Here is a 23148-nt window from a genome sequence, read left to right as displayed (position 1 = left end):
TGGCAAAAGCAAAAACCCCGGGACAGGCCCGGGGTTTTTTCTGCAACGTGCGACGGTTAACCGTTTTGGCGGATACCGGCCAGCAGCCAAGGCTGGTTTTCGCCCTGGGCGCGAACCATGTGCCAGCTTTCGCTGAACACTTCGCCCTGGTCGAAGCGCGAAGTCTTCGACACGCCACGGAAGGTAAGGGTGGCGTCGGTCTGGTCGGCGCGGTCGTCTACGCCGTCCAGTTGCACATCGAGGTCGTCGATGTAGGTGGACTGGAAGCCTTCACCTTGTTCCGCGCGCTCACGCTTGAGGAACTCGAGCATCTGCGGGGTGACGAACTCGGCGATCTTGTCCATCTCGTTGGCGTCCCAGTGCTGCTGCAGCGACTGGAAGTGCGAACGTGCGGCGGCCAGGAAGCTGGCTTCGTTGAACCAGGCCGGGGCGTTTATCGCAGGCGCGGCAACCGGTGCGGCGGAACCGCCGAAGATCGACTGCGGGGCGGCCTGCGGCTGGGCTTCGCGCTGGTACGGGGCATGGCCGGCTGCAGCGTGTTGCGGCTGCTGCTGGCGGCGGCGCGCGGCGATGAAGCGGAAGACCAGGAAGGCGATCAGGCCCATGATCAGGAAATCGAGGATCTGCATGCCATCGAAGCCATCGCCCATGAACATGGAGGCCAGCAGGCCACCGGCGGCGAGGCCGGCCAGCGGGCCCAGCCAGCGCGAGGCGCCGCTGGCGGCAGCGGGTGCGCGGCCTGGCGCGGTCGGGGCGGCGGCAGGGGTGGTCGGGGTAGCCTGGCGGGTTTGGTGGATAGGCGCGGAGCCCGAGCTCTTGCCGCCACCGAAGCGCTTGGCGTTGGCGTCGAGGCTCAGCGTCAGGCCGACGCAGAGCGCCAGAGCGATGCTAAGAAAACGTTGCATAAGTTGGGGGTTCCCGTTTGTGTGGATTGCACGCGCGTCATGGTGCACATGAACCAGCAGACATAGCCAGCGACAACATGTTTCGAGCTTTTGCCTGATAGTCGGGAATGCAGACGGGCGTTGTCTGAAAGGTCATCGCGGGGCAAGCCCCGCGATTGGGTTCAGATGGCTTCCAGCTTGGCGTAACCAAGCATCAGCCATTTGCTGCCTTCGGAGAAGTTCACCTGCACCCGCGCCTGGGCACCGGAGCCCTCGAAGTTGAGGATCACGCCTTCGCCGAACACCGCATGCTGCACCCGCTGGCCAAGGCTGAAGGCGGTCTGCGGGATGCTGGCGTTGGCGAACAGGCTGCTCGCGGGCGTCTTCGCGCCGCCGAACGGGCGGCTGACGGTGTTCGATAGGCGCACTTCCTGCACCAGCCCGGCCGGAATCTCGCGGACGAAACGCGACACCTTGTTGTAGGTTTCGCTGCCGTACAGGCGACGGGTCTCGGCGTAGGTCATGACCAGCTGGCGCATCGCCCGGGTGATGCCCACGTAGGCCAGGCGCCTTTCTTCTTCGAGGCGGCCGGGTTCTTCGAGGCTCATCTTGTGCGGGAACAGGCCTTCCTCCATGCCCACCAGGAACACGTAGGGGAACTCCAGGCCCTTGGCGCTGTGCAGGGTCATCAGCTGGATGCTGTCCTCGTGCTCGTCGGCCTGGGTGTCGCCGGCCTCCAGCGAGGCATGGCCGAGGAACGCCGACAGTGGCGACAGGTCGGCGTCGTCGTCGCTGGTCTCGAAGTTGCGGGCCGCGCTGACCAGTTCCTCAAGGTTTTCCACCCGGGCCTGGCCTTTCTCGCCCTTTTCTTCCTGGTGGTAGATGATCAGGCCGGACTGTTCGATGACGGTCTGGGTCATCAGGTGCAGCGGCATGTCCAGCACCTTGGCGGCGAGGTTCTCGAGCAGCTCGATGAAGGCGCCCAGCGCACTGGCGGCGCGGCCCTTGAGGGCCTTGGCGGCCAGCAGCTGGCACATGGCGTCCCACATCGACAGCTGGCTGTGACGGGCGTGTTCGCGGATGGCCTCGACGGTCTTCTCGCCGATGCCGCGTGGCGGCACGTTGATCACCCGCTCCAGCGCCGCGTCGTTGCCGCGGCCTTCGAGCAGGCGCAGGTAGGCCATGGCGTTCTTGATCTCGGCGCGTTCGAAGAAGCGCTGGCCGCCATAGATGCGGTAGGGGATGCGTTCGCGCAGCAGGGCCTCTTCCAGCACCCGCGACTGGGCGTTGGAACGGTAGAGGATGGCGATCTCGTCGCGAGCGTTGCCCTGCTTGATGAGACTTTCGATGGTCTCGACCACGTAGCGCGCTTCGTCGTGCTCGTTGTACGCGGCGTAGAGCGTGAGCGGTTCGCCCTCGCCCATGTCGGTCCACAGTTCCTTGCCCAGGCGTCCGCTGTTGTTGGCGATCAGCGCGTTGGCGGCCTTGAGGATGCCGCCGGTGGAACGGTAGTTCTGCTCCAGGCGAATCAACTCGGCGTCGGGGAAGTCGGCGGTGTACTGGTGGATGTTCTCTATCTTGGCGCCGCGCCAGCCGTAGATCGACTGGTCGTCGTCACCCACCGCCATCAGGCTGTCGCCACCGGAGGCGAGCAGGCGCAGCCAGGCGTACTGCACGGCGTTGGTGTCCTGGAACTCGTCCACCAGCAGGTGGCGGAAGCGGCGCTGGTAATGCTTGAGCAGGTCCGGGTGGTCGCGCCACAGGTCGAGGGCGCGCAGCAGCAGCTCGGAGAAGTCGATGACCCCGGCGCGGTCGCAAGCCTGTTCATAGGCGACATAGATGTCGCGCATGGTGGCCAGGAACAGGTCGCCGCTGGCCTGGATATGCCGTGGGCGCAGGCCCTCGTCCTTCTGGCCGTTGATGAACCACTGGACCTGGCGTGCCGGCCATTTCTGCTCGTCCAGGCCCATTTCGCGGATCACCCGCTTGACCAGGCGTTGCTGGTCGTCGCTGTCGAGGATCTGGAAGTTCTGCGCCAGCCCTGCCTCCTGCCAGTGCGCCCGCAACAGGCGGTGGGCCAGGCCGTGGAAAGTGCCGACCCACATGCCGGCCGGGTTGATGCCCAGCAGTTGCTCGATACGCTGGCGCATTTCCGCCGCGGCCTTGTTGGTGAAGGTCACCGACAGGATCGAGTGCGGCGAGGCCTGCTCGACCTGGATCAGCCAGGCGATACGGTGCACCAGCACGCGGGTCTTGCCCGAGCCGGCGCCGGCCAGCACCAGTTGGCGCCCGACGGAGGCCGCCACGGCCTGGCGCTGGGCGTCGTTGAGGGAGTTCAGCAGGAGGGAGAGGTCGTCATTATGCATGCGGGCATTCTATGGCCGCGCGCAGGCAGGGGCAAACGCCCGCGCTGCAAATCACCGCACAGGCCATCTACCGTTCATCGGCGCTGCTGGCAGCGCCGCGTGGTTGAGCGGTCAGACCTGGACGGACGAGACATTTTCCAAATCATGACGTAGAGCAGTTTGGTCTGACGCGACGCTTGTGTATTCTCCCTGCACATTTGTGGTCAGCCATAACAAGAACTCAAAAGAATCCAGCCATATGACCCAGGATTGCATGGCGATCGGAGCATCGCCGGAGACGACACGGAGCGTTCGCAGGCAATTCGCCACCCAGCTGTCGATCGAGCGGACTCGCCTGCTGTACCAGGGCTCTCTGCTGCCCACCCTGTTCATGCTGCTCAACGGCCTGCTCAGCGCCTGGCTGCTGTGGAGCCCTGGGCGCTATCTGCTGGTTGGTGTGTGGATGGCCTGGCTGCTGGCACTGGTGGTGCTGCGGGTGATCCAGGTGGCGGCCTTCGAATCGGCGACACCGGTTCGCCAGGCCAAGCCAGCCTGGCGGAGGATGTTCCTGCTCGGTTCGGCGTTCAGCGGCCTGACCTTGGCCAGTGCGGTGATCGCCCTGGCGCCGGCGGACAACTTCGTGCAGCAGGCCTGGGTATTCGGCCTGCTCGGGGCAGCGGCGTTGTCGGCCAGTGTCGCCTACGCGGTCAGCCTGCCGGCGTTTCTCAGCTTCGCGGTGCCGTGCCTGCTGCCGCCGATCGCGTTTCTCTTCGTCTATGACGCCGGGCACCAGCGTGGCTGGGGCTGGCTGGGGCTGATCCTGCTGGTAGCGCTGATGGTGGTGGCCTGGCAGGTCAATCGCCTGATCGAGCGTGGCTTGCTGCGCCGCTTCCAGAACCAGGCGCTGATCGAGCATCTGCAGTGCGCCCAGCGCCACAGCGAGGGCCTGAACCGCAAGCTCAGCGCCGAAATCGCCCAGCGCCGTCAGGCCGAGGACGACCTGCGCCAGGCCCATGCCGGCCTTGAACAGCGCGTGGCCGAACGTAGCCATGAGCTGGACCAGGCCAACCAGGCCCTGAGCAAGAGCGAGCAGCGCCTGGCCCTGGCCCTGCAGGCCAGCGAGCTGGGGCTGTGGGACTGGAACCTGGAGACCGACGAAGTCCATCACACACAACTGCATGCCCTGTTCGGCCTCGATGCCGACCAGGTGCGTTCGGTACGCGCCGACCTCAAGCCGCGGCTGCACCCCGATGATTTGCCGGTGCTGCGGCGCACGCTGGTCGAACATCTCAAGGGGCGCACCGAGGACTACCGGGTCGAGTACCGGGTGCGTCACGCCCAAGGCCACTGGTGCTGGATCGAGGACCGTGGGCGGGCGGTGGAATCCGATGCCCAGGGCAAGGTCCTGCGCATGCTGGGCACCCGCCGTGACATCACCGCACAGAAGGAGCAGGAGGAGCAGCAGCGGCTCGCCGCGACGGTGTTCGAGGCAGCCAGCGAGGGGATCGCCATTCTCGATGCCGACTTCCAGCTGCTGGCGGTCAACCAGGCTTTCTGCGATGTCACCGGCTACGGCCGGGCCGAGTTGATCGCCCGCAACGCCCTGGAGCTACCCTGCAGCCGCGACGCCCGGCGCCACAGCCAGGCCATCGACCAGGCGCTGGACCAGCAGGGGCGCTGGCAGGGTGAGTTGGTCGAGGCGCGCAAGAGCGGCGAGCTCTATCCCCAATGGTTGCAGCTCAACAGCGTGAGCGATGTGCGGGGGCGTATCGTCAATATCGTCGGCTTCTTCACCGACCTGTCGGCGCGCCGCGAATCCGAGGAGCGCCTGCGCTATCTGGCGCACTACGATGACCTCACCGGCCTTGCCAACCGTGCGCTGTTCCGCCTGCGTCTGCACGAGGCGGCGCAACGCATGCGTCTGAATGGCCGCAGCCTGGCGCTGCTGCATGTTGACCTGGACCGCTTCAAGCTGCTCAACGAGAGCCTGGGTCATGAGCTGGCCGACCAGTTGCTGAAGAAGATGGCCCAGCGCCTGGCCAACGCGGTGCCCGAAGCCGATACCGTGGCGCGCCTATCCGGCGACGAGTTCGCGGTGCTGTTCGACGGCTATACCAACTTATCCAGCCTGGTGCGCGTCACTACCCGGTTGCTGGACAAACTGCGAGTGCCCCAGCGTGTGGGCGGGCACGAGGTGGTGATCAGCGCCTCGGTGGGTATCAGCCTGCTGTCCGATGCCAGCCTGGACCTCAATGCCCTGGTAAGCCAGGCCGACATGGCCAAGCAGCATGCCAAGCATCTGGGCGGCGACAGCTTCCAGTTCTATACCGAGAGCCTGCGTGCCAGCACCCTTGAGCGCCTGCAGCTGGAGAATCAGTTGCGCAAGGCCATAGACGAAGGCCAGCTGCTGGTCTACTACCAGCCCAAGCTGTGCCTGCGCACCGGTCAGTTGCACGCGGCCGAGGCCTTGGTACGCTGGCAGCACCCGCAATGGGGCATGGTGCCACCCAGCGAGTTCATTGGCCTGGCGGAGGAAACCGGATTGATCGCGCCCATGGGCGAGTTCGTGCTGCGCCAGGCCTGTTGGCAAGCCTGCGAGTGGTTGCGCCAGGGCCTGGAGGTGCGTGTTTCGGTCAACCTGTCGGTGTACCAGTTGCGCCAGGGCAAGCTGGTCAGCCTGGTGCGCCAGGTCCTGCAGGAGTCCGGCCTGGCGCCGCACCTGCTGGAGCTGGAACTGACCGAAAGCCAGTTGCTGGACAGTGTCGAGCACATCATCGCCACCTTCGAGCAGCTACACGCGCTGGGGGTTAAGCTGGCCATCGACGATTTCGGCACTGGCTACTCGTCACTGAGCTACCTCAAGCGCTTCCCGGTCGACTACGTAAAGATCGACCAGGCGTTCATCCGCGGGCTGCTTGAAGGCACGCAAGATGCGGCCATTACCCGGGCGATCATCGCCATGGCGCAGAGCCTGCAATTGAAGGTGGTGGCCGAAGGGGTGGAAACCCGTGAACAGTTGCAGTTCCTGCGCGAGCACGGCTGTGACGAGGTGCAGGGCTACCTGATCAGCCGGCCGGTCGATGCCGCGTCGTTCAAAGCGCTGCTAGGGCTTTCGACCGCCGACCTGTTGGGCTAGGCGTGCCAGGCCTGGCCCTGGCGCGCCAACAGGCTGTTGGCCTGTTCCGGGCCATTGCTGCCGGCGGGGTAAGGGCGCGGCGCCTGGAAGTGCTCCTCCCAGCCCTGCAGGATCGGGTCGATCCAGGCCCACGCGGCCTCGACCTCGTCGCGGCGCATGAACAGCGTCGAATCGCCTTCGAGTACATCCAGCAACAGCCGTTCGTAGGCCTCCCAGCGGCGGGTCTGGGCGAAGGCCTGGGCCAGGTTGAGGTCCAGCTCGACCGGCGCCAGGCGCATGCCTTTGCCCGGGCTCTTGGTCATCATGCGCAAGCTGATGTGCTCATCCGGTTGTAGCTGGATCAGCAGCTGGTTGACCTGGCCGCCGCTGAACAGCTCGTGCGGCACGGGCTTGAACTGGATGACGATCTGCGACGAGCGCCGCGCCATGCGCTTGCCGGTACGCAGGTAGAACGGCACGCCGGCCCAGCGCCAGTTGTCGATGTGCGCCTGGACCGCGACGAAGGTTTCGGTGTCGCTGTCGTTGTCCACGTCCTTCTCGAAATAGTAGGCCGGCACTTCCTGGCCGCCGATCTTGCCGGCGCCGTATTGGCCGCGCACGGTCTTGTCCTGGACGTCCTGGCCGGTGATGGGCTTGAGGGCGCGGAGGATCTTCACCTTCTCGTCGCGTACCGCTTCGGCCTCGAACTGCGAGGGGGGCTCCATGGCCACCAGGCAGAGCAGTTGCAGCAGGTGGTTCTGCAGCATGTCGCGGGTAGCGCCGGCACGGTCGTAGTAGGCGCCGCGGTTTTCCACGCCGAGGGTTTCACAGACGCTGATCTGCACATGGTCGACCTGGCCGTTGCGCCATACCGGCTCGAGCAAGGCGTTGGCAAAGCGCAGGGCCATGAGGTTCTGCACGGTTTCCTTGCCCAGGTAGTGGTCGATGCGAAAGACCTGGGACTCGTCGAACACCGCGCCGATCGCTTCGTTGATCGCGGTGGCCGACTCAAGCGAGTGGCCGATGGGCTTTTCCAGCACGATGCGCGCTTCGCTGTCGGCCAGGCCGGCGATGCGCAGGTGAGTGGCGATCGGCACGAACAGCTTGGGCGCGGTGGCCAGGTAGAAGATCCGCGTCAGGCCGCCGGGCTCACCCAGGTAGCGGGCCAGGCGGCCGAAGTCAGCGCTCTGCGCCGCGTCCATGGGGAAGTAGTCGAGCCGCGCCGAAAAGCGCTGCCAGACGTCTTCGTCGAAGTCCTGGCGGGCGACCTGCGCCCGGCAATGGCGCTCGGCAAGCTTGACGTAGTCGTTGCGCGGCAGGTTGCGTCGGGCCAGGGCGATAATCCGCACGGCGGTGTGCAGGCGGGATTCGCGATACAGGTGGTAGAGCGCCGGGAGCAGTTTGTGCAGGGCCAGGTCGCCCGTGCCGCCGAAGACCAGGATGTCGCAAGGAATCGTCAAACCACCACTCTCCACGTTCGATTAGCTGGGCGGGTTGGCAAGCATGTAGTATAACTACAAGAAAGCTACATCCCGGCACGCCGATCATAACCGAGTCCAGCCCGTGAATCTGTTGCAACATATCGACCAATCGCGGCACCTGCTGCGCAAATCGGAACTCAAAGTGGCCGACCATGTGCTGCTCGATCCGGCTGCCGTCATGCACAGCTCCATGGCCGATCTGGCGCACAGCGTGGGTATCAGCGAACCGACCATCGTGCGCTTCTGCCGGGCGATCGGTTGCTCGGGCTTCCAGGATCTCAAGCTCAAGCTGGCGCAAAGCCTGGCTGCCGGTGCCAGCTTCGGTCAATTTGCCATCCATGAAGACGACTCGGTCGCCGACTACAGCCTGAAAATCTTCGACACCACCCTGCATACCTTGATGGAAGTACGCGAGCACCTCGACCCGCAAGCCTTGCAGCAGGCGGTGACGGCCATGGCCCAGGCCCAGCGCGTGGAGTTCTATGGTTTTGGCGCCTCGGGCGCGGTCGCGGCGGATGCGCAGCACAAGTTCTTCCGCCTGCTGCTCAGCGCGGCGGCCTATTCCGATCCGCACATGCAGGCAATGTCGGCTGTCACGCTCAAGCCGGGCGATGTGGCGGTGTGCATTTCCCAGTCGGGTCGCTCGAAGGACCTGCTGATCACCGCCAACCTGGTGCGCGAGAGCGGTGCCAACCTGATCACCCTGTGCCCGAGCCAGACACCGCTGGCCGAGCTGTCGACGGTCAACCTGGCCATCGACGTACATGAGGACACCGAAATCTACACGCCGCTGACCTCGCGCATCGCCCACTTAGTTGTGATCGACGTGCTGGCCATGGGCGTGGCAATGGCCCGCGGGCCGAGCCTGGTCAACCACCTCAAGAGCGTGAAGCGCAGCTTGCGCAGCCTGCGCCTGTCGCCCAAGTCGATCAAGGCGACCGACGACTGATTCAAGGCTGTGCTCGCATGGGGGCGGGCTGGCCCGCGCCCATGCAGGTTTCATCATTTCGTCACCAATCCACCGCCAAACCGTAAACCACTGAGGCCAGTCTGAAACTCCCCGCATCCTTTCTGGGAGACAGGCAATGGCACGTGATCACGACGGTGTGTACCAACCCAACGCCAAGGCTCGCAAGCAGCAGGAAAAGGATCAGCGCCGCATGGAGTACCGCCGCGCGATCGAATGCTACTGCGACCAACGCCAGTTGCTGCGCGAACTGGCCGACTACCCCGACCTGCAGGACCTCACGGTGTGGCAGGTATCGGCGGCAACTTCCCCGAGAAACGCTCAACAAGCCCGCTGATCATTGCACGTTCGCTGCGGATGAACGCTTGAAACGCCAGGGCCACCGGCGATTGCCGCTTGCTCCGGGACTGCACCAGGCACCAGCTGCGGTACAACGGCAGTTCTTCCACCGGCAACTCCCTGAGCATGCCGGTGGCCAGTTCCATGTTGACCGCATGACGGGTCAGCAGGGCGATGCCCAGCCCGGCCACCACGCATTCGCGCTGGGCATCGGTGGAGGCCACCTCGAGGGTCTGGGTGAAATGCACGCGCTTGTCCTTGAAAAACTCCTCGCAGGCCTTGCGGGTGCCAGAACCCTGTTCACGGACCAGCAAGGTGTGCGGTTCGAGATCCTGCAGGCGCAGGCTGTCCGGCTTGCACAACGGGTGTTGCGGCGGTGCCACGGCGATGATCGGGTTGTTCAGGAAGGGCAGGAACTCGAGGCCCATGTCCTGGGGCACCATGGACATGATGACCAGGTCGTCGCGGTTGTCCGACAGGCGCCTGATCGCCTGGGCACGGTTGACCACCGTCAAGGTGAGGTTGACCTCCGGGTGGCGCTGCTTGAAGGCGGCGAACAGGTGTGGCACGAAGTACTTGGCGCTGGATTCGATCGCCAGTTTCAGCTGCCCCTGCAGTGAGCCCTGCATGTCCGACAGCTGCATATCGAGGTTTTCCAGGCGCCCGAAGATATCCCGGCTGGCGCGTTGCAGCGCTTCGGCGGCCTCGGTCAGGTAGAGCTTCTTGCCGACATACTCGAACAGCGGCTGGCCAACCAGCTCCTCGAGCTGGCGGATCTGTAGACTAACGGCGGGTTGCGTCAGCGCCATCTCTTCGGCCGCCCGGCTGTAGGAGCGCAAATCACACACTTCGTTGAAGACCTGCAGCTGACGTAAAGTCATACGCATCAATGACTTGCGCATTTTTTGCGGTGCTCCGGCAAAACCTTGTTACCCAACTATAAGCTTTTGCTTATGCTGCCTCTAACAAATATTGATTTTTGTTTATCGACCTTCAGCGCTAGGGTGGATATGCGACTGGCCAGCGACGTTTGGTCACGCGCCGACCGGTAGAACCGGATCGTCTGTTCCTACGGCTTTGGGAAGACTCCAGTGATAACAAAAATCCTGATCGCCAACCGGGGTGAGATTGCAGTACGGATCGTGCGTGCCTGCGCCGAGATGGGCATTCGCTCCGTGGCGATCTACTCCGACGCCGACCGCCACGCCTTGCACGTCAAGCGCGCCGACGAGGCCTACAGCATCGGTGCCGAGCCCCTGGCCGGCTACCTGAACCCGCGCAAGCTGGTGAACCTTGCTGTCGAGACCGGCTGCGATGCCTTGCATCCCGGCTACGGTTTCCTGTCGGAAAACGCCGAACTGGCGGAGATCTGCGCTGAACGCGGGATCAAGTTCATCGGCCCGGCTGCCGACGTCATTCGCCGCATGGGTGACAAGACCGAAGCGCGCCGCACCATGATCGCGGCCGGCGTGCCGGTCACCCCCGGCACCGAAGGCAACGTCGCCGATATTCATGAAGCCCTGCAGGAAGGCGACCGCATCGGTTACCCGGTGATGCTCAAGGCCACCTCCGGTGGCGGCGGGCGCGGCATTCGCCGCTGCAACAGCCGCGAGGAACTGGAACAGAACTTCCCCCGGGTAATTTCCGAGGCCACCAAGGCCTTCGGCTCGGCGGAAGTGTTCCTGGAAAAGTGCATCGTCAACCCCAAGCATATCGAGGCGCAGATTCTCGGTGACAGCTTCGGCAACGTGGTGCACCTGTTCGAGCGCGACTGCTCGATCCAGCGCCGCAACCAGAAACTCATCGAGATCGCCCCGAGCCCGCAGTTGACCCCTGAGCAGCGTGCCTACATCGGCGACCTGGCCGTGCGCGCGGCCAAGGCGGTGGACTACGAGAATGCCGGTACCGTGGAGTTCCTGCTCGCCGATGGCGAGGTGTACTTCATGGAGATGAACACCCGGGTGCAGGTGGAACACACCATCACCGAGGAAATCACCGGCATCGACATCGTTCGCGAGCAGATCCGCATCGCCTCCGGCCTGCCGCTGTCGATCAAGCAGGAAGACATTCAGCACCGCGGCTTTGCCTTGCAGTTTCGCATCAACGCCGAAGACCCGAAGAACAACTTCCTGCCCAGCTTCGGCAAGATCACCCGCTACTACGCCCCGGGCGGCCCGGGTGTGCGTACCGACACGGCGATCTACACGGGCTACACCATTCCCCCGTTCTACGACTCCATGTGCCTGAAACTGGTGGTCTGGGCGTTGACCTGGGAAGAAGCCATGGACCGCGGCCTGCGGGCCCTGGACGACATGCGCCTGCAGGGGGTCAAGACCACTGCCGCGTACTACCAGGAAATCCTGCGCAACCCGGAATTCCGTAGCGGCCAGTTCAACACCAGCTTCGTCGAAAGCCACCCTGAACTGACCAACTACTCGATCAAGCGCAAACCCGAAGAGCTGGCCCTGGCCATCGCCGCCGCCATCGCCGCCCACGCAGGCCTGTGAGGAACCGAATAATGTCCAAGAAAATCTTTGTTACCGACACGATCCTGCGCGACGCTCACCAGTCCCTGCTGGCCACCCGCATGCGCACCGAAGACATGCTGCCGATCTGCGACAAGCTCGACAAGGTCGGCTACTGGTCGCTGGAAGTCTGGGGCGGCGCCACCTTCGACGCCTGCGTGCGCTTCCTCAAGGAAGACCCGTGGGAGCGCCTGCGCAAGCTGCGTGCCGCGCTGCCCAACACCCGCCTGCAGATGCTCCTGCGCGGGCAGAACCTGCTGGGCTACCGCCATTACAGCGACGATGTGGTCAAGGCCTTCGTGGCCAAGGCCGCGGTCAACGGCATCGACGTGTTCCGCATCTTCGACGCCATGAACGATGTGCGTAACCTGCGCGTGGCCATCGAGGCGGTGAAAGCCGCCGGCAAGCACGCCCAGGGCACCATCGCCTACACCACCAGCCCGGTGCATACCGTCGATGCCTTCGTTCAGCAGGCCAAGCAGATGGAATCCATGGGTTGCGACTCGGTGGCGATCAAGGACATGGCTGGCCTGTTGACCCCGTTCGCCACCGGCGAGTTGGTCAAGGCACTGAAAGCCGAGCAGTCATTGCCGGTGTTCATCCACTCCCACGACACTGCCGGCCTGGCCGCGATGTGTCAGCTCAAGGCCGTCGAGAACGGCGTCGACCATATCGACACCGCGATCTCCAGCTTCGCCTGGGGTACCAGCCACCCGGGCACCGAGTCGATGGTCGCCGCGCTAAAGGGCAGCGAGTTCGACACCGGCCTGGACCTCGAGCTGCTGCAGGAGATCGGCCTGTACTTCTACGCCGTGCGCAAGAAGTACCACCAGTTCGAAAGCGAGTTCACCGCCGTGGATACCCGCGTGCAGGTCAACCAGGTACCGGGCGGGATGATTTCCAACCTGGCCAACCAGCTCAAGGAGCAGGGCGCGCTCAACCGCATGAACGAAGTGCTGGCGGAGATCCCGCGGGTGCGCGAAGACTTGGGATTCCCGCCGCTGGTGACCCCGACCTCGCAGATCGTCGGCACCCAGGCGTTCTTCAACGTGCTGGCCGGCGAGCGCTACAAGACCATCACCAATGAAGTGAAACTGTACCTGCAAGGCGGCTACGGCAAAGCCCCCGGTGTGGTCAACGAGCAGCTGCGGCGCCAGGCGATCGGCAGCGAGGACGTGATCGACGTGCGCCCGGCCGACCTGCTCAAGCCGGAGATGGCCAAGCTGCGCGCCGACATCGGCAGCCTCGCGCACTCCGAGGAGGACGTGCTGACCTTCGCCATGTTCCCCGACATCGGCCGCAAGTTCCTCGAGGAGCGTGAAGCCGGCACCCTCAAGCCAGAAGCCTTGCTGCCGATTCCGGAAGCTGGCGCGGTGGGGGCGGTGGGCGGTGAAGGCGTGCCGACCGAGTTCGTCATCGATGTCCACGGTGAAACCTACCGCGTCGATATCACCGGTGTCGGCGTGAAGGCCGAAGGCAAGCGCCACTTCTACCTGTCCATCGACGGCATGCCGGAAGAAGTGGTGTTCGAGCCGCTCAACGAATTCGTCGGCGGTGGCGGCAGCAAGCGCAAGCAGGCCAGCGCGCCGGGCCACGTCAGCACCAGCATGCCGGGCAACATCGTCGATGTGCTGGTCAAGGAAGGCGACGTGGTCAAGGCCGGCCAGGCGGTGCTGATCACCGAGGCGATGAAGATGGAGACCGAAGTCCAGGCAGCGATCGCCGGCAAGGTCGTGGCCATTCACGTGGCCAAGGGCGACCGGGTGACCCCGGGCGAAATCCTGATCGAGATCGAAGGCTGACAGAAGCCTTCATCTACAAGCTGTTAACCTCTGGGGAGCGGATGCTCCCCTTTTTTTGTCTGGATAAATCAGCCCACGCGGCACGCTTCCAGCGTGCGGACTTGTCCCTCAGGCTGCTGGTTTTCCTCACTCAACCAACGCTCGAACCCCGCCGCCACGGTCGGCCATTCGGTATCGGTAATCGAATACCACGTTGTATCGCGATTACGGTCCTTGACCACCATGTGGTTGCGGAACACGCCCTCGAACACAAAACCGAACCGTTCGGCCGCGCGCTTGGAGCGGGCATTGGCGTCGTTGCACTTCCATTCCAGCCGGCGATTGCCCAGCTCGAAGCCCAGTTTGCTCAAAAGGTAAACCGCCTCGGTGCCCTTGGGTGTGCGTTGCATGGCGGCGCCGAAGGCGATGTGGCCAATCTCGAAGCGGCCGTGTTCGGGGACGATCGACATGTAGCTGAGGATGCCCTGAACCTGGCCGTTGGCGCGGTCGATCACACTGTAGAACAGCGGGTCGCGGCTGGCGGCGTTGCCTTCCAGCCAGCGGTCGAAGCTGGCGCGCCCAGCAAACGGGCCGTAGGGCAGATAGTCCCATAGCGCTGGGTCCGAGCCCGGACCTTGCAGTACTTCCCAAAGGTCGTTGCCATGGCGCGCCGGGTCAAGCTTCTCCAGGCTGATGAAACGGCCTTCGATGGGCTCGGCCTTGGGCGTACCGGCGGGTTTCCAGTTCAATGCGTCGTTCATGGGCGGCCTACAGTGCTTTGCGGAATTGGATGAAGCCCGGTCGCTCGGCGACCTGCTCGTACAAGCTGATGGCGGTGGCGTTGGTCTCGTGGGTCAGCCAGTGCACCTTGATGCAGCCGGCGGCCTTGGCCGTGGCGTAGACATGCTCGATGAGCTGCCGACCGATGCCCAGGCCACGCACTTCACTGTCCACGTAGAGGTCCTGCAGGTAGCAGGAGTTCTCGATGCTCCAGTTGGAACGATGGTAGATGAAGTTGACCATCCCCACCGCCTTGCCATCGACCCAGGCCAACGCCGAGTGGGTGGGCTCGTTCGCATCGAGCAGGCGTTGCCAGGTGCTGGTGTTGACTGCGTCGGGCAGTTCGGCCTGGTAGAAGCGCAGGTAGGCCTGCCACAAGGGTAGCCAGGCGGCGTGGTCGTTGGCGCCCACCGGGCGCAGGGTGATGCTGGTCATGGGCTTTTCCTTCAGAGGTCGCGCATGTGCGCGGCGAGTTGGTTATCCACAGGGTCGGCGCTGGCGGCCAGGCCTGCGCGGACCCCGGCGATGTCTTGCGCCGAACGGTTCTGACTGAGCTTGCGTGCGCCCTGCAGGCGGGCGATCGGCAGGCGGATACCGATGATGGCGCGGAGCATGCCGTCAAGGTAGTCAGCCGGAGCATCGGCGACGCTCCACGGTGCTGCGCGGCCTTGCTCATGGCGGTCGGTCAGGCGGCTGACGATGTCCAGCAATTGCGTCGGTGCGTGGATCACCTCCACCGGGCCCCAGGCATGCACCGCCATGTAGTTCCAGGTGGGCACCACCTTGGGGTTGTCCGTCTTGCTCGGGTAGTAGCCAGGGCTGACATAGGCGTCGGCGCCGGGGAATACCAGCAAGGCTTCAGCGCCTTGTGCCAGGTCTTGCCACTGCTGGTTGGCCCTGGCGAGGTGGCCGTAGACCGTGCCGAATTCGCCCTCGCCGGTGGTGACCAGCACGGGCAGATGGGTGGCCAGCAGCCCGTGCTCACCGTGGCTGACCAGCGTTGCCAGGCGGGTGTGCAGCATGTGCTGGTGCAGGCGGGCAAGGTCATGTTCCTGATGCGGTTTGCTGTTGTACATGCCGGTGTTCCTTGTGCTGTGGCTTCATGCTAGGCAGGCTATTGGCTCTGTGTAAGAGCCATTCGTGACTGTTTTGATAGGTCCAATACCATGAGCGAACGTACCCACGCGTTGCCTTTCGATCCGGCAGGGATCGTCCTGGATCGCCATCGCGGGCTTAGCCAGCAGCTTTACCAGGCCTTGCGCGCGCGCGTGCTGGATGGGCGCCTGGAAGGCGGCACTCGGCTGCCGGCCACCCGTGACCTTGCGGCGGTGCTCGCGTTGTCGCGCAACAGCGTGGTGCGTGCCTATGACCAGTTGTATGCCGAGGGCTTTATAGAAAGCCGGGTAGGCGATGGCACCTATGTAAGCCGCCTGGGAAAACTATCCACACAACTGTCCACAGGGTTATCCCTGGTGTTATCAACAGACTTATCCACATTTGAGGCGTCTGATACTGAGGATTTATCCAGTTTTGCGCTGTGCAGCGAGCCGTTGTTGCGTCTGAAAAAGCACCATCTGCCGCCGCCAAAAGGCGATGCGCCGAGGGCTTTCAGGGTTGGCCTGCCAGCCTTCGACCTGTTTCCTTTCGAGGTCTGGGCCAAGCTGCAAGCGGGTTTCTGGCGAAATCCCGACCCGGCGCTGCTCGGCTATGGCGACCCGGCAGGGGAGCTGCCGTTGCGTGATTTGATTGCCACCTATCTGCGTCGATCGCGAGGGCTTTCCTGCAGTGCTGAACAAATTGTGATCACCAGTGGTGCGCAGCAGGCGATCAGCCTTTGTGCACAGTTGCTGTTGCAGCCTGGTGACGGGGTGGCTGTGGAAAACCCGGGCTACCGCGCTGCCGGGCACGCCTTCGCCCTGGCGGGGGCAAGGGTCAGCGGCGTGCCGGTAGACGAAGAGGGCATGGACTGTGCGCGCCTGGCCGAGCTGCCGGATTGCCGGCTGGCTTACGTGACCCCGGCTCACCAGTACCCCACCGGTGTGACCATGAGCCTGGCCCGGCGCCTGGCGTTGCTGGCCTGGGCCGAGCGCCAGGACGGTTGGGTCGTCGAGGACGATTACGATGGTGAGTACCGCTACAGCGGTGCGCCTTTGGCACCGCTGGCGGCACTGGATCGGCAGGGCCGGGTGCTGTACGTCGGAACGTTCGGCAAGATCGCATTTCCGGCTTTGCGGCTGGGTTACCTGGTGCTGCCCGGACGCCTGGTGCGGGCATTCAGCCAGGCCAAGGCGCTGGCGGTGCGTCACTCGGAAGTCGGCACGCAATGTGTCATGGCGCAGTTCATGGCCCAAGGGCATTTCCAGCGGCATATCCGCCGTATGCGCCGGGCGGCGCTGGCCCGCAGGAATGTGCTGAAGGCCGGTTGGCCCGTGGATGTACCGGGGCTGGGGGCAATGCCAGACGTCGCAGCAGGGCTGCATGTGAAGGTGGCTGTGGATAACTTGGCGCGGGAGCAGGAGTTGGTGGCGCGGGCGGAGGCGGTGGGGGTGGAGGTCACTCCGCTGAGCAGCTACTGGCTGGAGGACAGCGCGGAACCTGCGGATACGAGGGCAGGGCTGGTACTGGGATTCGCGGCAGTGCCAGAAGGGGAGATTGCGCAGGCTTTGATGCGCCTGCGCAAGGCCTGGCGAGATTGAATGGGGCCGCTCTGCAGCCCCAAAAACATCAGGTCCCCGACTTGATCTTGGTCCAGGCCCGCGTCCGCGCCCGCTCGGCATCCCGTGGCAACGGCTTGAGCGTGTACAACTTGGCCATTGCCTCCGCCGTCGGGTACAGGTTTGGATTGTTGCGGATCGCCGGGCTGACCTTGTCGGTCGCATCCTTGTTCGGATTCGGGTAGCCGACGAAGTCGCTGATCGGTGCGATCACTTCTGGTCGCAACAGGTAGTTGATGAATGTGTGGGCATCTTCCGGGTTGGCGGCGTTCTTGGGGATCGCCAGCATGTCGAACCAGATCGGCGCGCCTTCCTTCGGCAGACGCATGTCCACCACCACGCCGTTCTTCGCTTCACGAGCCCGATTCGCGGCCTGGGAGAAGCTGCCCGAGTAGCCCACCGCCACACAGATATCACCATTGGCGATATCGGCCATGTACTTGGACGAGTGGAAGTAGGTTACATGCGGGCGGATCTTCAGCAGCAGGTCCTGGGCTTTCTGATAGTCGGCCGGCTTGCCGCTGTTGGGGTCCAGGCCCAGGTACGACAGCGCCAGCGGCAGGATCTCCGACGGCGAATCAAGCAGCGCCACGCCACACTGCTTGAGCTTGGCGATGTTCTCTTCCTTGAAGATCAGGTCCCAGCTGGCCACCGGTGCGTCGTCGCCGAGCACCGCCTTGACCTTGGCCGGGTTGAAGCCGATCAGCACCGTGCCGTACATGTAAGGCACGGCAAACTTGTTGCCGGGGTCATTGGCCTCGATCAGCTTCATCAGTGCCGGGTCAAGGTGTTGCCAGTTGGGCAGCTTCGCCCGATCGAGGGGCTGGAACACGCCGGCTTCTATCTGCTTGGCGAGGAACACGTTGGACGGCACCACCACGTCATAGCCGGAGTTGCCGGTGAGCAGCTTGGCTTCCAGTGCTTCATTGGTGTCGAAGATGTCGTAGATCAGCTTGACCCCGCTGTCCTTCTGGAAGTCGACCAGGGTTTGCGGGGTGATGTAGTCGAACCAGTTGTATACCCGCAGGGTACGCTGTTCGGCGTGTGCCTGCAGTGCGCCAGCGAACAGGCCGGCGGCGACGAGCGGGGCGAGCAGACGTTTGAGTCGGGTCATGTTCACGCTCCTGGCTGGGCCTGCTGGAAGCCTTCCAGCACATTGACCGCGTTGATGCCGATTTCCTCCACAGCGTAGCCGCCCTCCATCACGAACAAGGTCGGCTTGCCCAGCTGGGCGATGCGCTTGCCCATCGCCAGGTAGTCGGGACTGTCGAGCTTGAACTGGGAGATGGGGTCGTCCTTGAAGGTATCCACGCCAAGGGAGATCACCAGCACATCGGCATCGAAGGTGGCGATGCGCTGGCAGGCGTCTTCGAGGGCTGCGCTCCAGGCTGCCCAGTCGCTGCCGGCAGGCAGCGGGTAGTTGATGTTGCAGCCTTCGCCGGCACCTTCGCCGATCTCGTCGGCGTAGCCGAGGAAGAACGGGAACTCGTCCTGCGGGTCGCCGTGGATCGAGGCGAAGAACACGTCGTTGCGGGTGTAGAAAATGTCCTGCGTACCGTTGCCGTGGTGATAGTCGACGTCGAGGATGGCTACCTTGCGCCGGCCGTGGTCGATGAAGGCCTGGGCGGCAATGGCTGCGTTGTTGAGGTAGCAGTAACCCCCCATCACTTCGCCTGCGGCGTGGTGCCCTGGTGGCCGGCACAGGGCGAATGCGGCATGGGCGCCTTGCTGGATCGCGGCCTGGGCGGTCAGGGCGACCTGGGCGGCGCTGTAGGCGGCCTGCCAGGTGCCGGCGGTGATCGGTGCGCCGGCGTCGAAGCTGTAATAACCGAGCTCGCCGTGCAGGCCGCTGGGTTTGACCTGGCGCAGGGTGCGCGCCGGCCAGGTGAACGGCAGCAGGTCACCTTCCTGGCCAAGCGCGGCCCAACGGGCCCAGGCGCCTTCGAAGAAATCCAGGTAGTCGGCGCTGTGGATGCGCTGCAGCGGCGCGCGGCCAAAGTCGGCGGGGCCTTGCACGGGCCCGAGGTTGCGCTGCTTGACGCGCTCCAGGACGTGGTCGGCGCGCGACGGCATTTCGAAACAGGGCATCAGCTTGCCGTCGATGAGCTCGCAGCGGCCATGGTGCAGGCGGTGGTCATCGGAATAGATCGTCAGCACGTTGTTGTTCTCCGTATTCACTGGCGTGGAGCCATTTTTACGGACTGCCCGGTACTGGAGAACGTCGCAAACGGCCAAAAGGGGATCGATGTGGCCAAGCCGTCCGTAACCGGTCAACCGCGAAAATGGCTTGGCGCCACGCCGCTCCAGCGCTGGAAGGCATGTCGGAAGCTCGCGGTCTCGCTGAACCCCAATGTTTCGGCAATGCGGTAGATCGGCATCTGGTCCTCGGCCAGCAACTGCTTGGCCCGCTCGAAGCGCAGCTCGTCGAGGAGCTGTTGATAACTGCTGCCCAGCGCCTGCAAATGCCGGCGCAGTGTGCGCGACGAGCAGTTCATCTGCCGTGCCAAGCCTTCCAGCCCAGGCGCGGCATCCAGTTGTCGCAGCAGCAGCTGGCGGATCCGCCCCAGCCAAGCTTGGCGGCCGGTGAACTCCAGGTTGAGGCGCCGGCAGCGTTCGCCCATGGCCTTGTGGGTGATCGGGTCGGCCAGGGGCAGGGGCATGTCCAGCCAGTGTCGTTCGAAAGCGAAGGCATTGTCGCTGGCGCCGAAGCCGAGTGGGCACTGGAATGCAGGGTCATAGAGCGCGTGGTAGCCCGGGCGCGGGTGTTCGAAACGCGCCGCCAGCAACGGTAGTTGGCGGCCGAGCAGGTCATCGCAGATCACTTTCAGCGACAGCAGGCAGAATTCGGCATTGAAGGCGGCCAGCCCAGGCGCGTCGTAATGGTCGCTGGCGCTGAGCCACACGCGCTGGCCATCGTCCACCAGGCGCAGCTGAAAGACTGTTCCCAGCAGTGCCGGAAAGGTCAGCGCCAGGCGCAGGGCGTCACCCAAAGTGGCACTTGAGAGCAGGGCGTAACCGAGCATGCCGTAGCACGACACGTGCATGCGCCGGCCGAGTTCCAGGCCGATGTCCTGGCGCCGGGCCACGGCGTTGGCGCAGACCTGCAGTTCCTGCTGGGTGGTGATGCGCGCATCGGCGTGGCCCAGGTCTGCGGGACCTATGCCGCTGCCGGCGAGCATGTGCTGCGCGTCCACGCCGTCTTCCTGGAACACCTGGAGGATCAGCGAAACGGCGTTGAGGGTGGTGAGGTGGCTGTGCAGCATGCTCGGCATCCCGTTGAGCTGGGGAGAATTACCGAGCAAGTTGTGTGCCGGGTACGCGGCGTGGCGTGGGAGCAGGCTTGCCCCGCGATGGCGTAGTTGAGGCCCGCATCAATATCGCGAGGCAAGCCCGCTCCCACGGCCGCTCCCCTATCAACAGCATTTCGCAGGCATAAAAAAAGGGCCCGTAGCATGCGCTCGGGCCCTTGAAAGGTTGAGAGGTGTCTAGTCCCTCGACCTGGTGAGACTGTTTGCAGCGGTCTGGGTTACGCCTTCAGCGGAACCAGACGGGGAGCGATCATGTTTTCCGGACGCAGGATGTCGTTGAGCATCTCTTCGTCCAGCAGCTTCTCTTCGCGCACCAGTTCCAGCACGCCGCGGCCGGTTTCCAGGGCGACGCGGGCGATACGGGTGGCGTTTTCGTAGCCGATGTATGGGTTCAGGGCGGTGACCAGGCCGATCGAGTGCTCGACCAGTTCACGGCAGCGCTGTTCGTTGGCGGTGATGCCGACGATGCAGTGCTCGCGCAGCATGTCCATGGCGCGTTGCAGCAGGCGGATCGAGTCGAAGATCTTGTAGGCGATCAGCGGTTCCATCACGTTCAGCTGCAGCTGGCCACCTTCGGCGGCGACGGTCAGGGCCAGGTCGTTGCCCATGATGGCGAACGCGACTTGGTTGACGGCTTCCGGGATAACCGGGTTGACCTTGCCTGGCATGATCGAGCTGCCTGGCTGGCGCGCCGGCAGGTTGATCTCGTTGATGCCGGTGCGTGGGCCGCTGGACAGCAGGCGCAGGTCGTTGCAGATCTTCGACAGCTTGACCGCGGTGCGCTTGAGCATGCCGGAGAACAGCACGAAGGCGCCCATGTCGGAGGTGGCTTCGATCAGGTCGGCAGCCGGCACCAGCGGCTGGCCGCTGATGATCGCCAGGCGCTGGACGGCCAGCATCTGGTAGCCCGGGTCGGCATTGATGCCGGTACCGATGGCGGTGCCGCCCAGGTTGATTTCGGTCAGCAGTTCCGGAGCCAGCGAGCGCAGGCGCTGCAGGTCTTCGGTCATGGTGGTGGCGAAGGCGCGGAATTCCTGGCCCAGGGTCATCGGCACGGCGTCTTGCAGCTGGGTACGGCCCATCTTCAGAACGTGGTCGAACTCTTTACCTTTGGCAGCGAAGGCCTGGATCAGGCTGTCGAGGCTAGCCAGCAGGGCGTCGTGGCCCAGCAGCAGACCCAGACGAATCGCGGTCGGGTAGGCGTCGTTGGTCGACTGCGCCATGTTCACATCGTTGTTCGGGTGCAGGTACTGGTACTCACCCTTCTGGTGACCCATGGCCTCCAGCGCGATGTTGGCGATGACTTCGTTGGCGTTCATGTTGGTGGAAGTACCAGCACCGCCTTGAATCATGTCCACCACGAACTGCTCGTGATAGTCGCCTTTGATCAGTCGTGCGCAGGCTGCGCTGATCGCGGCGTGCTTGGCATCGCTCAGGTGCCCCAGCTCACGGTTGGCGTCAGCAGCTGCCTGCTTGACCATCGCCAGGCCGACTACCAGTTTCGGGTAGTGCGACAGCGGAACACCGGAGAGGTGGAAGTTGTTGGCAGCGCGCAGAGTCTGGATGCCGTAGTAGGCATCGGCAGGGACTTCAAGGGTACCAAGCAGATCTTTTTCGACGCGGAACGATGCAGCGGAGGACATGATGGATATCATCTCGATTTTGACCCGGCACCTGCCGGAATGGCGCCAATGCTAGGGCTGCCCAGATTTTGCGGCCAATGCTGTTGCACGCTAACCTATGCGCAAACGGCATACGGTTTGATGTGACGCCGATTGACAATCGAGCGTGTTCCATTTTGGTGCACGCAGTGCGGAGTAGTCGATGAACCTCGAAAGCAAATGGCTGGAGGACTTCAGTGCCCTGGCCTCGACCCGCAGTTTCTCGCAAGCGGCCGAGCGCCGGTTCGTTACCCAGCCAGCGTTTAGCCGACGCATACGCAGCTTGGAAGCGGCGCTTGGGTTGACCTTGGTGAATCGTTCCCGCACACCCATCGAACTGACCGAGGCCGGGCAGCTGTTTCTCGTCACTGCACGCACCGTTGTCGACCAGTTGAGCGAAGTTCTCCGCCATTTACATCACCTCGAAGGCGGTCAGGGCGAAGTGATCCAGGTCTCGGCCGCGCACTCCTTGGCATCGGGCTTTTTCCCCCGCTGGGTGGCGCAATTGCGCAACGATGGCCTTAACATCGCCACGCGCCTGGTCGCCACCAACGTCGGTGATGCGGTGCATGCATTACGCGAAGGCGGCTGCGACCTGATGCTGGCCTTCTATGACCCGGACGCGGCGCTGCAGATGGACGCCGAGATCTTCCCGTCGCTGCACATGGGCAATACCGAAATGCTTCCGGTGTGTGCCGTGGGCCCCGACGGCGAGCCGCTGTTCGACCTGGAGGGGGAGGCCAGCGTGCCCTTGCTGGCCTACAGCGCCGGCGCCTTCCTCGGTCGGTCGGTCAACCTGCTGCTGCGCCAGCGCAACCTGCGCTATACCACTGTCTATGAGACGGCCATGGCCGACAGTCTCAAGAGCATGGCGCTCGAAGGCATGGGCATCGCCTGGGTCCCGAAGCTGTCGATGCGCGGCGAACTGGAGCGTGGCGAGCTGGCGATCTGCGGTGGCAGCCAGTGGCATGTGCCACTGGAAATCCGCCTGTATCGCTGCGCCTTGGTGCGCAAGGCCAACGTGCGCTTGCTGTGGCGCAAGCTGGAGGGCGGTTCAGTTGACCCAAAAGTCAGCCAAACCCCCGAAAAATAAGGCCGACAGTTGGTCGCCGGGGGTGCCGTGACCGCGCAACGTTACGCTATACTGCGCGGCCCCTCGACCGGATAGATTCCGGTCATGATCAGCAAACAAGCCACGCCGGTCGTCCCGCGTGGCTTGTTGTTTTTTGACGCGCCTGCGGGCGCACA

The 23148-nt window shown here is 64.1% G+C and carries 18 protein-coding genes; 7 read left to right on the top strand and 11 right to left on the bottom strand.

Annotated features, from left to right (window positions below; genetic code table 11):
* Positions 1–56: 56 nt before the first annotated feature.
* Both LU688_RS27220 and uvrD read right to left on the bottom strand, forming a co-directional pair.
* Positions 57–905, bottom strand: coding sequence for a Tim44 domain-containing protein (locus LU688_RS27220; protein WP_038707074.1), 849 nt, complete (start codon positions 903–905; stop codon positions 57–59).
* Between the two features lie 161 nt (positions 906–1066).
* On the bottom strand, positions 1067–3250 hold the full coding sequence (gene uvrD, locus LU688_RS27215) for a DNA helicase II (RefSeq protein WP_038707073.1): 2184 nt from the start codon (positions 3248–3250) through the stop codon (positions 1067–1069).
* Positions 3251–3503: 253 nt separating this feature from the next.
* Here uvrD and LU688_RS27210 point away from each other — a divergent pair, with 253 nt between their 5' ends.
* Positions 3504–6365, top strand: a complete 2862-nt coding sequence (locus tag LU688_RS27210) for an EAL domain-containing protein (RefSeq protein WP_094011058.1) — start codon at positions 3504–3506, stop codon at positions 6363–6365.
* On the opposite strand, the gene zwf is transcribed toward LU688_RS27210, so the two are convergent.
* On the bottom strand, positions 6362–7804 hold the full coding sequence (gene zwf / locus LU688_RS27205) for a glucose-6-phosphate dehydrogenase (protein WP_094010885.1): 1443 nt from the start codon (positions 7802–7804) through the stop codon (positions 6362–6364). The two genes, LU688_RS27210 and zwf, sit on opposite strands and share 4 nt — an antisense overlap.
* Positions 7805–7907: 103 nt before the next feature.
* On the opposite strand from zwf, the gene hexR reads away from it, so the two are divergent.
* Complete coding sequence (gene hexR, locus LU688_RS27200) at positions 7908–8774, top strand: transcriptional regulator HexR (RefSeq protein ID WP_023630201.1); 867 nt, start codon at positions 7908–7910, stop codon at positions 8772–8774.
* Between the two features lie 136 nt (positions 8775–8910).
* Entirely contained in the window at positions 8911–9129 is a 219-nt protein-coding gene (locus LU688_RS27195) for a PA3496 family putative envelope integrity protein (protein ID WP_081941302.1), read from the top strand.
* On the opposite strand, the gene LU688_RS27190 is transcribed toward LU688_RS27195, so the two are convergent.
* On the bottom strand, positions 9071–10018 hold the full coding sequence (locus tag LU688_RS27190) for a LysR family transcriptional regulator (protein WP_167335941.1): 948 nt from the start codon (positions 10016–10018) through the stop codon (positions 9071–9073). The two genes, LU688_RS27195 and LU688_RS27190, sit on opposite strands and share 59 nt — an antisense overlap.
* Positions 10019–10222: 204 nt before the next feature.
* Here LU688_RS27190 and LU688_RS27185 point away from each other — a divergent pair, with 204 nt between their 5' ends.
* On the top strand, positions 10223–11638 hold the full coding sequence (locus LU688_RS27185) for an acetyl-CoA carboxylase biotin carboxylase subunit (protein WP_023630199.1): 1416 nt from the start codon (positions 10223–10225) through the stop codon (positions 11636–11638).
* Positions 11639–11649: 11 nt separating this feature from the next.
* Positions 11650–13458 (top strand): sodium-extruding oxaloacetate decarboxylase subunit alpha, encoded by a 1809-nt coding sequence (gene oadA / locus LU688_RS27180; protein WP_023630198.1) that lies wholly within the window; start codon positions 11650–11652, stop codon positions 13456–13458.
* Between the two features lie 68 nt (positions 13459–13526).
* Here the strand turns inward: oadA and LU688_RS27175 are convergent, their stop codons facing one another.
* The 3 genes from LU688_RS27175 to LU688_RS27165 are packed head-to-tail and all read right to left on the bottom strand — an operon-like array spanning position 13527 to position 15293.
* Positions 13527–14198, bottom strand: coding sequence for a GNAT family N-acetyltransferase (locus tag LU688_RS27175; protein ID WP_094010886.1), 672 nt, complete (start codon positions 14196–14198; stop codon positions 13527–13529).
* Between the two features lie 7 nt (positions 14199–14205).
* Positions 14206–14652, bottom strand: coding sequence for a GNAT family N-acetyltransferase (locus LU688_RS27170; protein ID WP_023630196.1), 447 nt, complete (start codon positions 14650–14652; stop codon positions 14206–14208).
* 11 nt (positions 14653–14663) lie between these two features.
* Positions 14664–15293: an FMN-binding negative transcriptional regulator gene (locus LU688_RS27165; protein ID WP_094010888.1), complete on the bottom strand. Its 630-nt coding sequence runs from the start codon at positions 15291–15293 to the stop codon at positions 14664–14666.
* A gap of 90 nt (positions 15294–15383) precedes the next feature.
* Between LU688_RS27165 and pdxR the strand changes: the two genes are divergently transcribed.
* Positions 15384–16913, top strand: coding sequence for a MocR-like pyridoxine biosynthesis transcription factor PdxR (gene pdxR / locus LU688_RS27160; RefSeq protein WP_094010889.1), 1530 nt, complete (start codon positions 15384–15386; stop codon positions 16911–16913).
* A 28-nt stretch (positions 16914–16941) separates the two neighbouring features.
* On the opposite strand, the gene LU688_RS27155 is transcribed toward pdxR, so the two are convergent.
* The 4 genes from LU688_RS27155 to aspA form a co-directional block, all read right to left on the bottom strand.
* On the bottom strand, positions 16942–18045 hold the full coding sequence (locus tag LU688_RS27155) for an extracellular solute-binding protein (RefSeq protein ID WP_094010890.1): 1104 nt from the start codon (positions 18043–18045) through the stop codon (positions 16942–16944).
* A 2-nt stretch (positions 18046–18047) separates the two neighbouring features.
* Positions 18048–19088, bottom strand: a complete 1041-nt coding sequence (locus tag LU688_RS27150) for a histone deacetylase family protein (RefSeq protein ID WP_038707625.1) — start codon at positions 19086–19088, stop codon at positions 18048–18050.
* A gap of 113 nt (positions 19089–19201) precedes the next feature.
* Entirely contained in the window at positions 19202–20194 is a 993-nt protein-coding gene (locus tag LU688_RS27145) for an AraC family transcriptional regulator (protein WP_023629862.1), read from the bottom strand.
* A gap of 263 nt (positions 20195–20457) precedes the next feature.
* Positions 20458–21882: an aspartate ammonia-lyase gene (gene aspA / locus LU688_RS27140; RefSeq protein ID WP_031314847.1), complete on the bottom strand. Its 1425-nt coding sequence runs from the start codon at positions 21880–21882 to the stop codon at positions 20458–20460.
* 181 nt (positions 21883–22063) lie between these two features.
* On the opposite strand from aspA, the gene LU688_RS27135 reads away from it, so the two are divergent.
* Complete coding sequence (locus LU688_RS27135; RefSeq protein ID WP_232887949.1) at positions 22064–22993, top strand: LysR substrate-binding domain-containing protein; 930 nt, start codon at positions 22064–22066, stop codon at positions 22991–22993.
* Positions 22994–23148 lie beyond the last annotated feature (155 nt).

Origin of the sequence: Pseudomonas soli (genome assembly GCF_021283165.2) — a bacterium.
GTDB lineage: Bacteria > Pseudomonadota > Gammaproteobacteria > Pseudomonadales > Pseudomonadaceae > Aquipseudomonas > Aquipseudomonas soli.
Note: the sequence above shows the minus strand (reverse complement) of the source record. Positions and strands in the feature narration are given on the sequence as shown.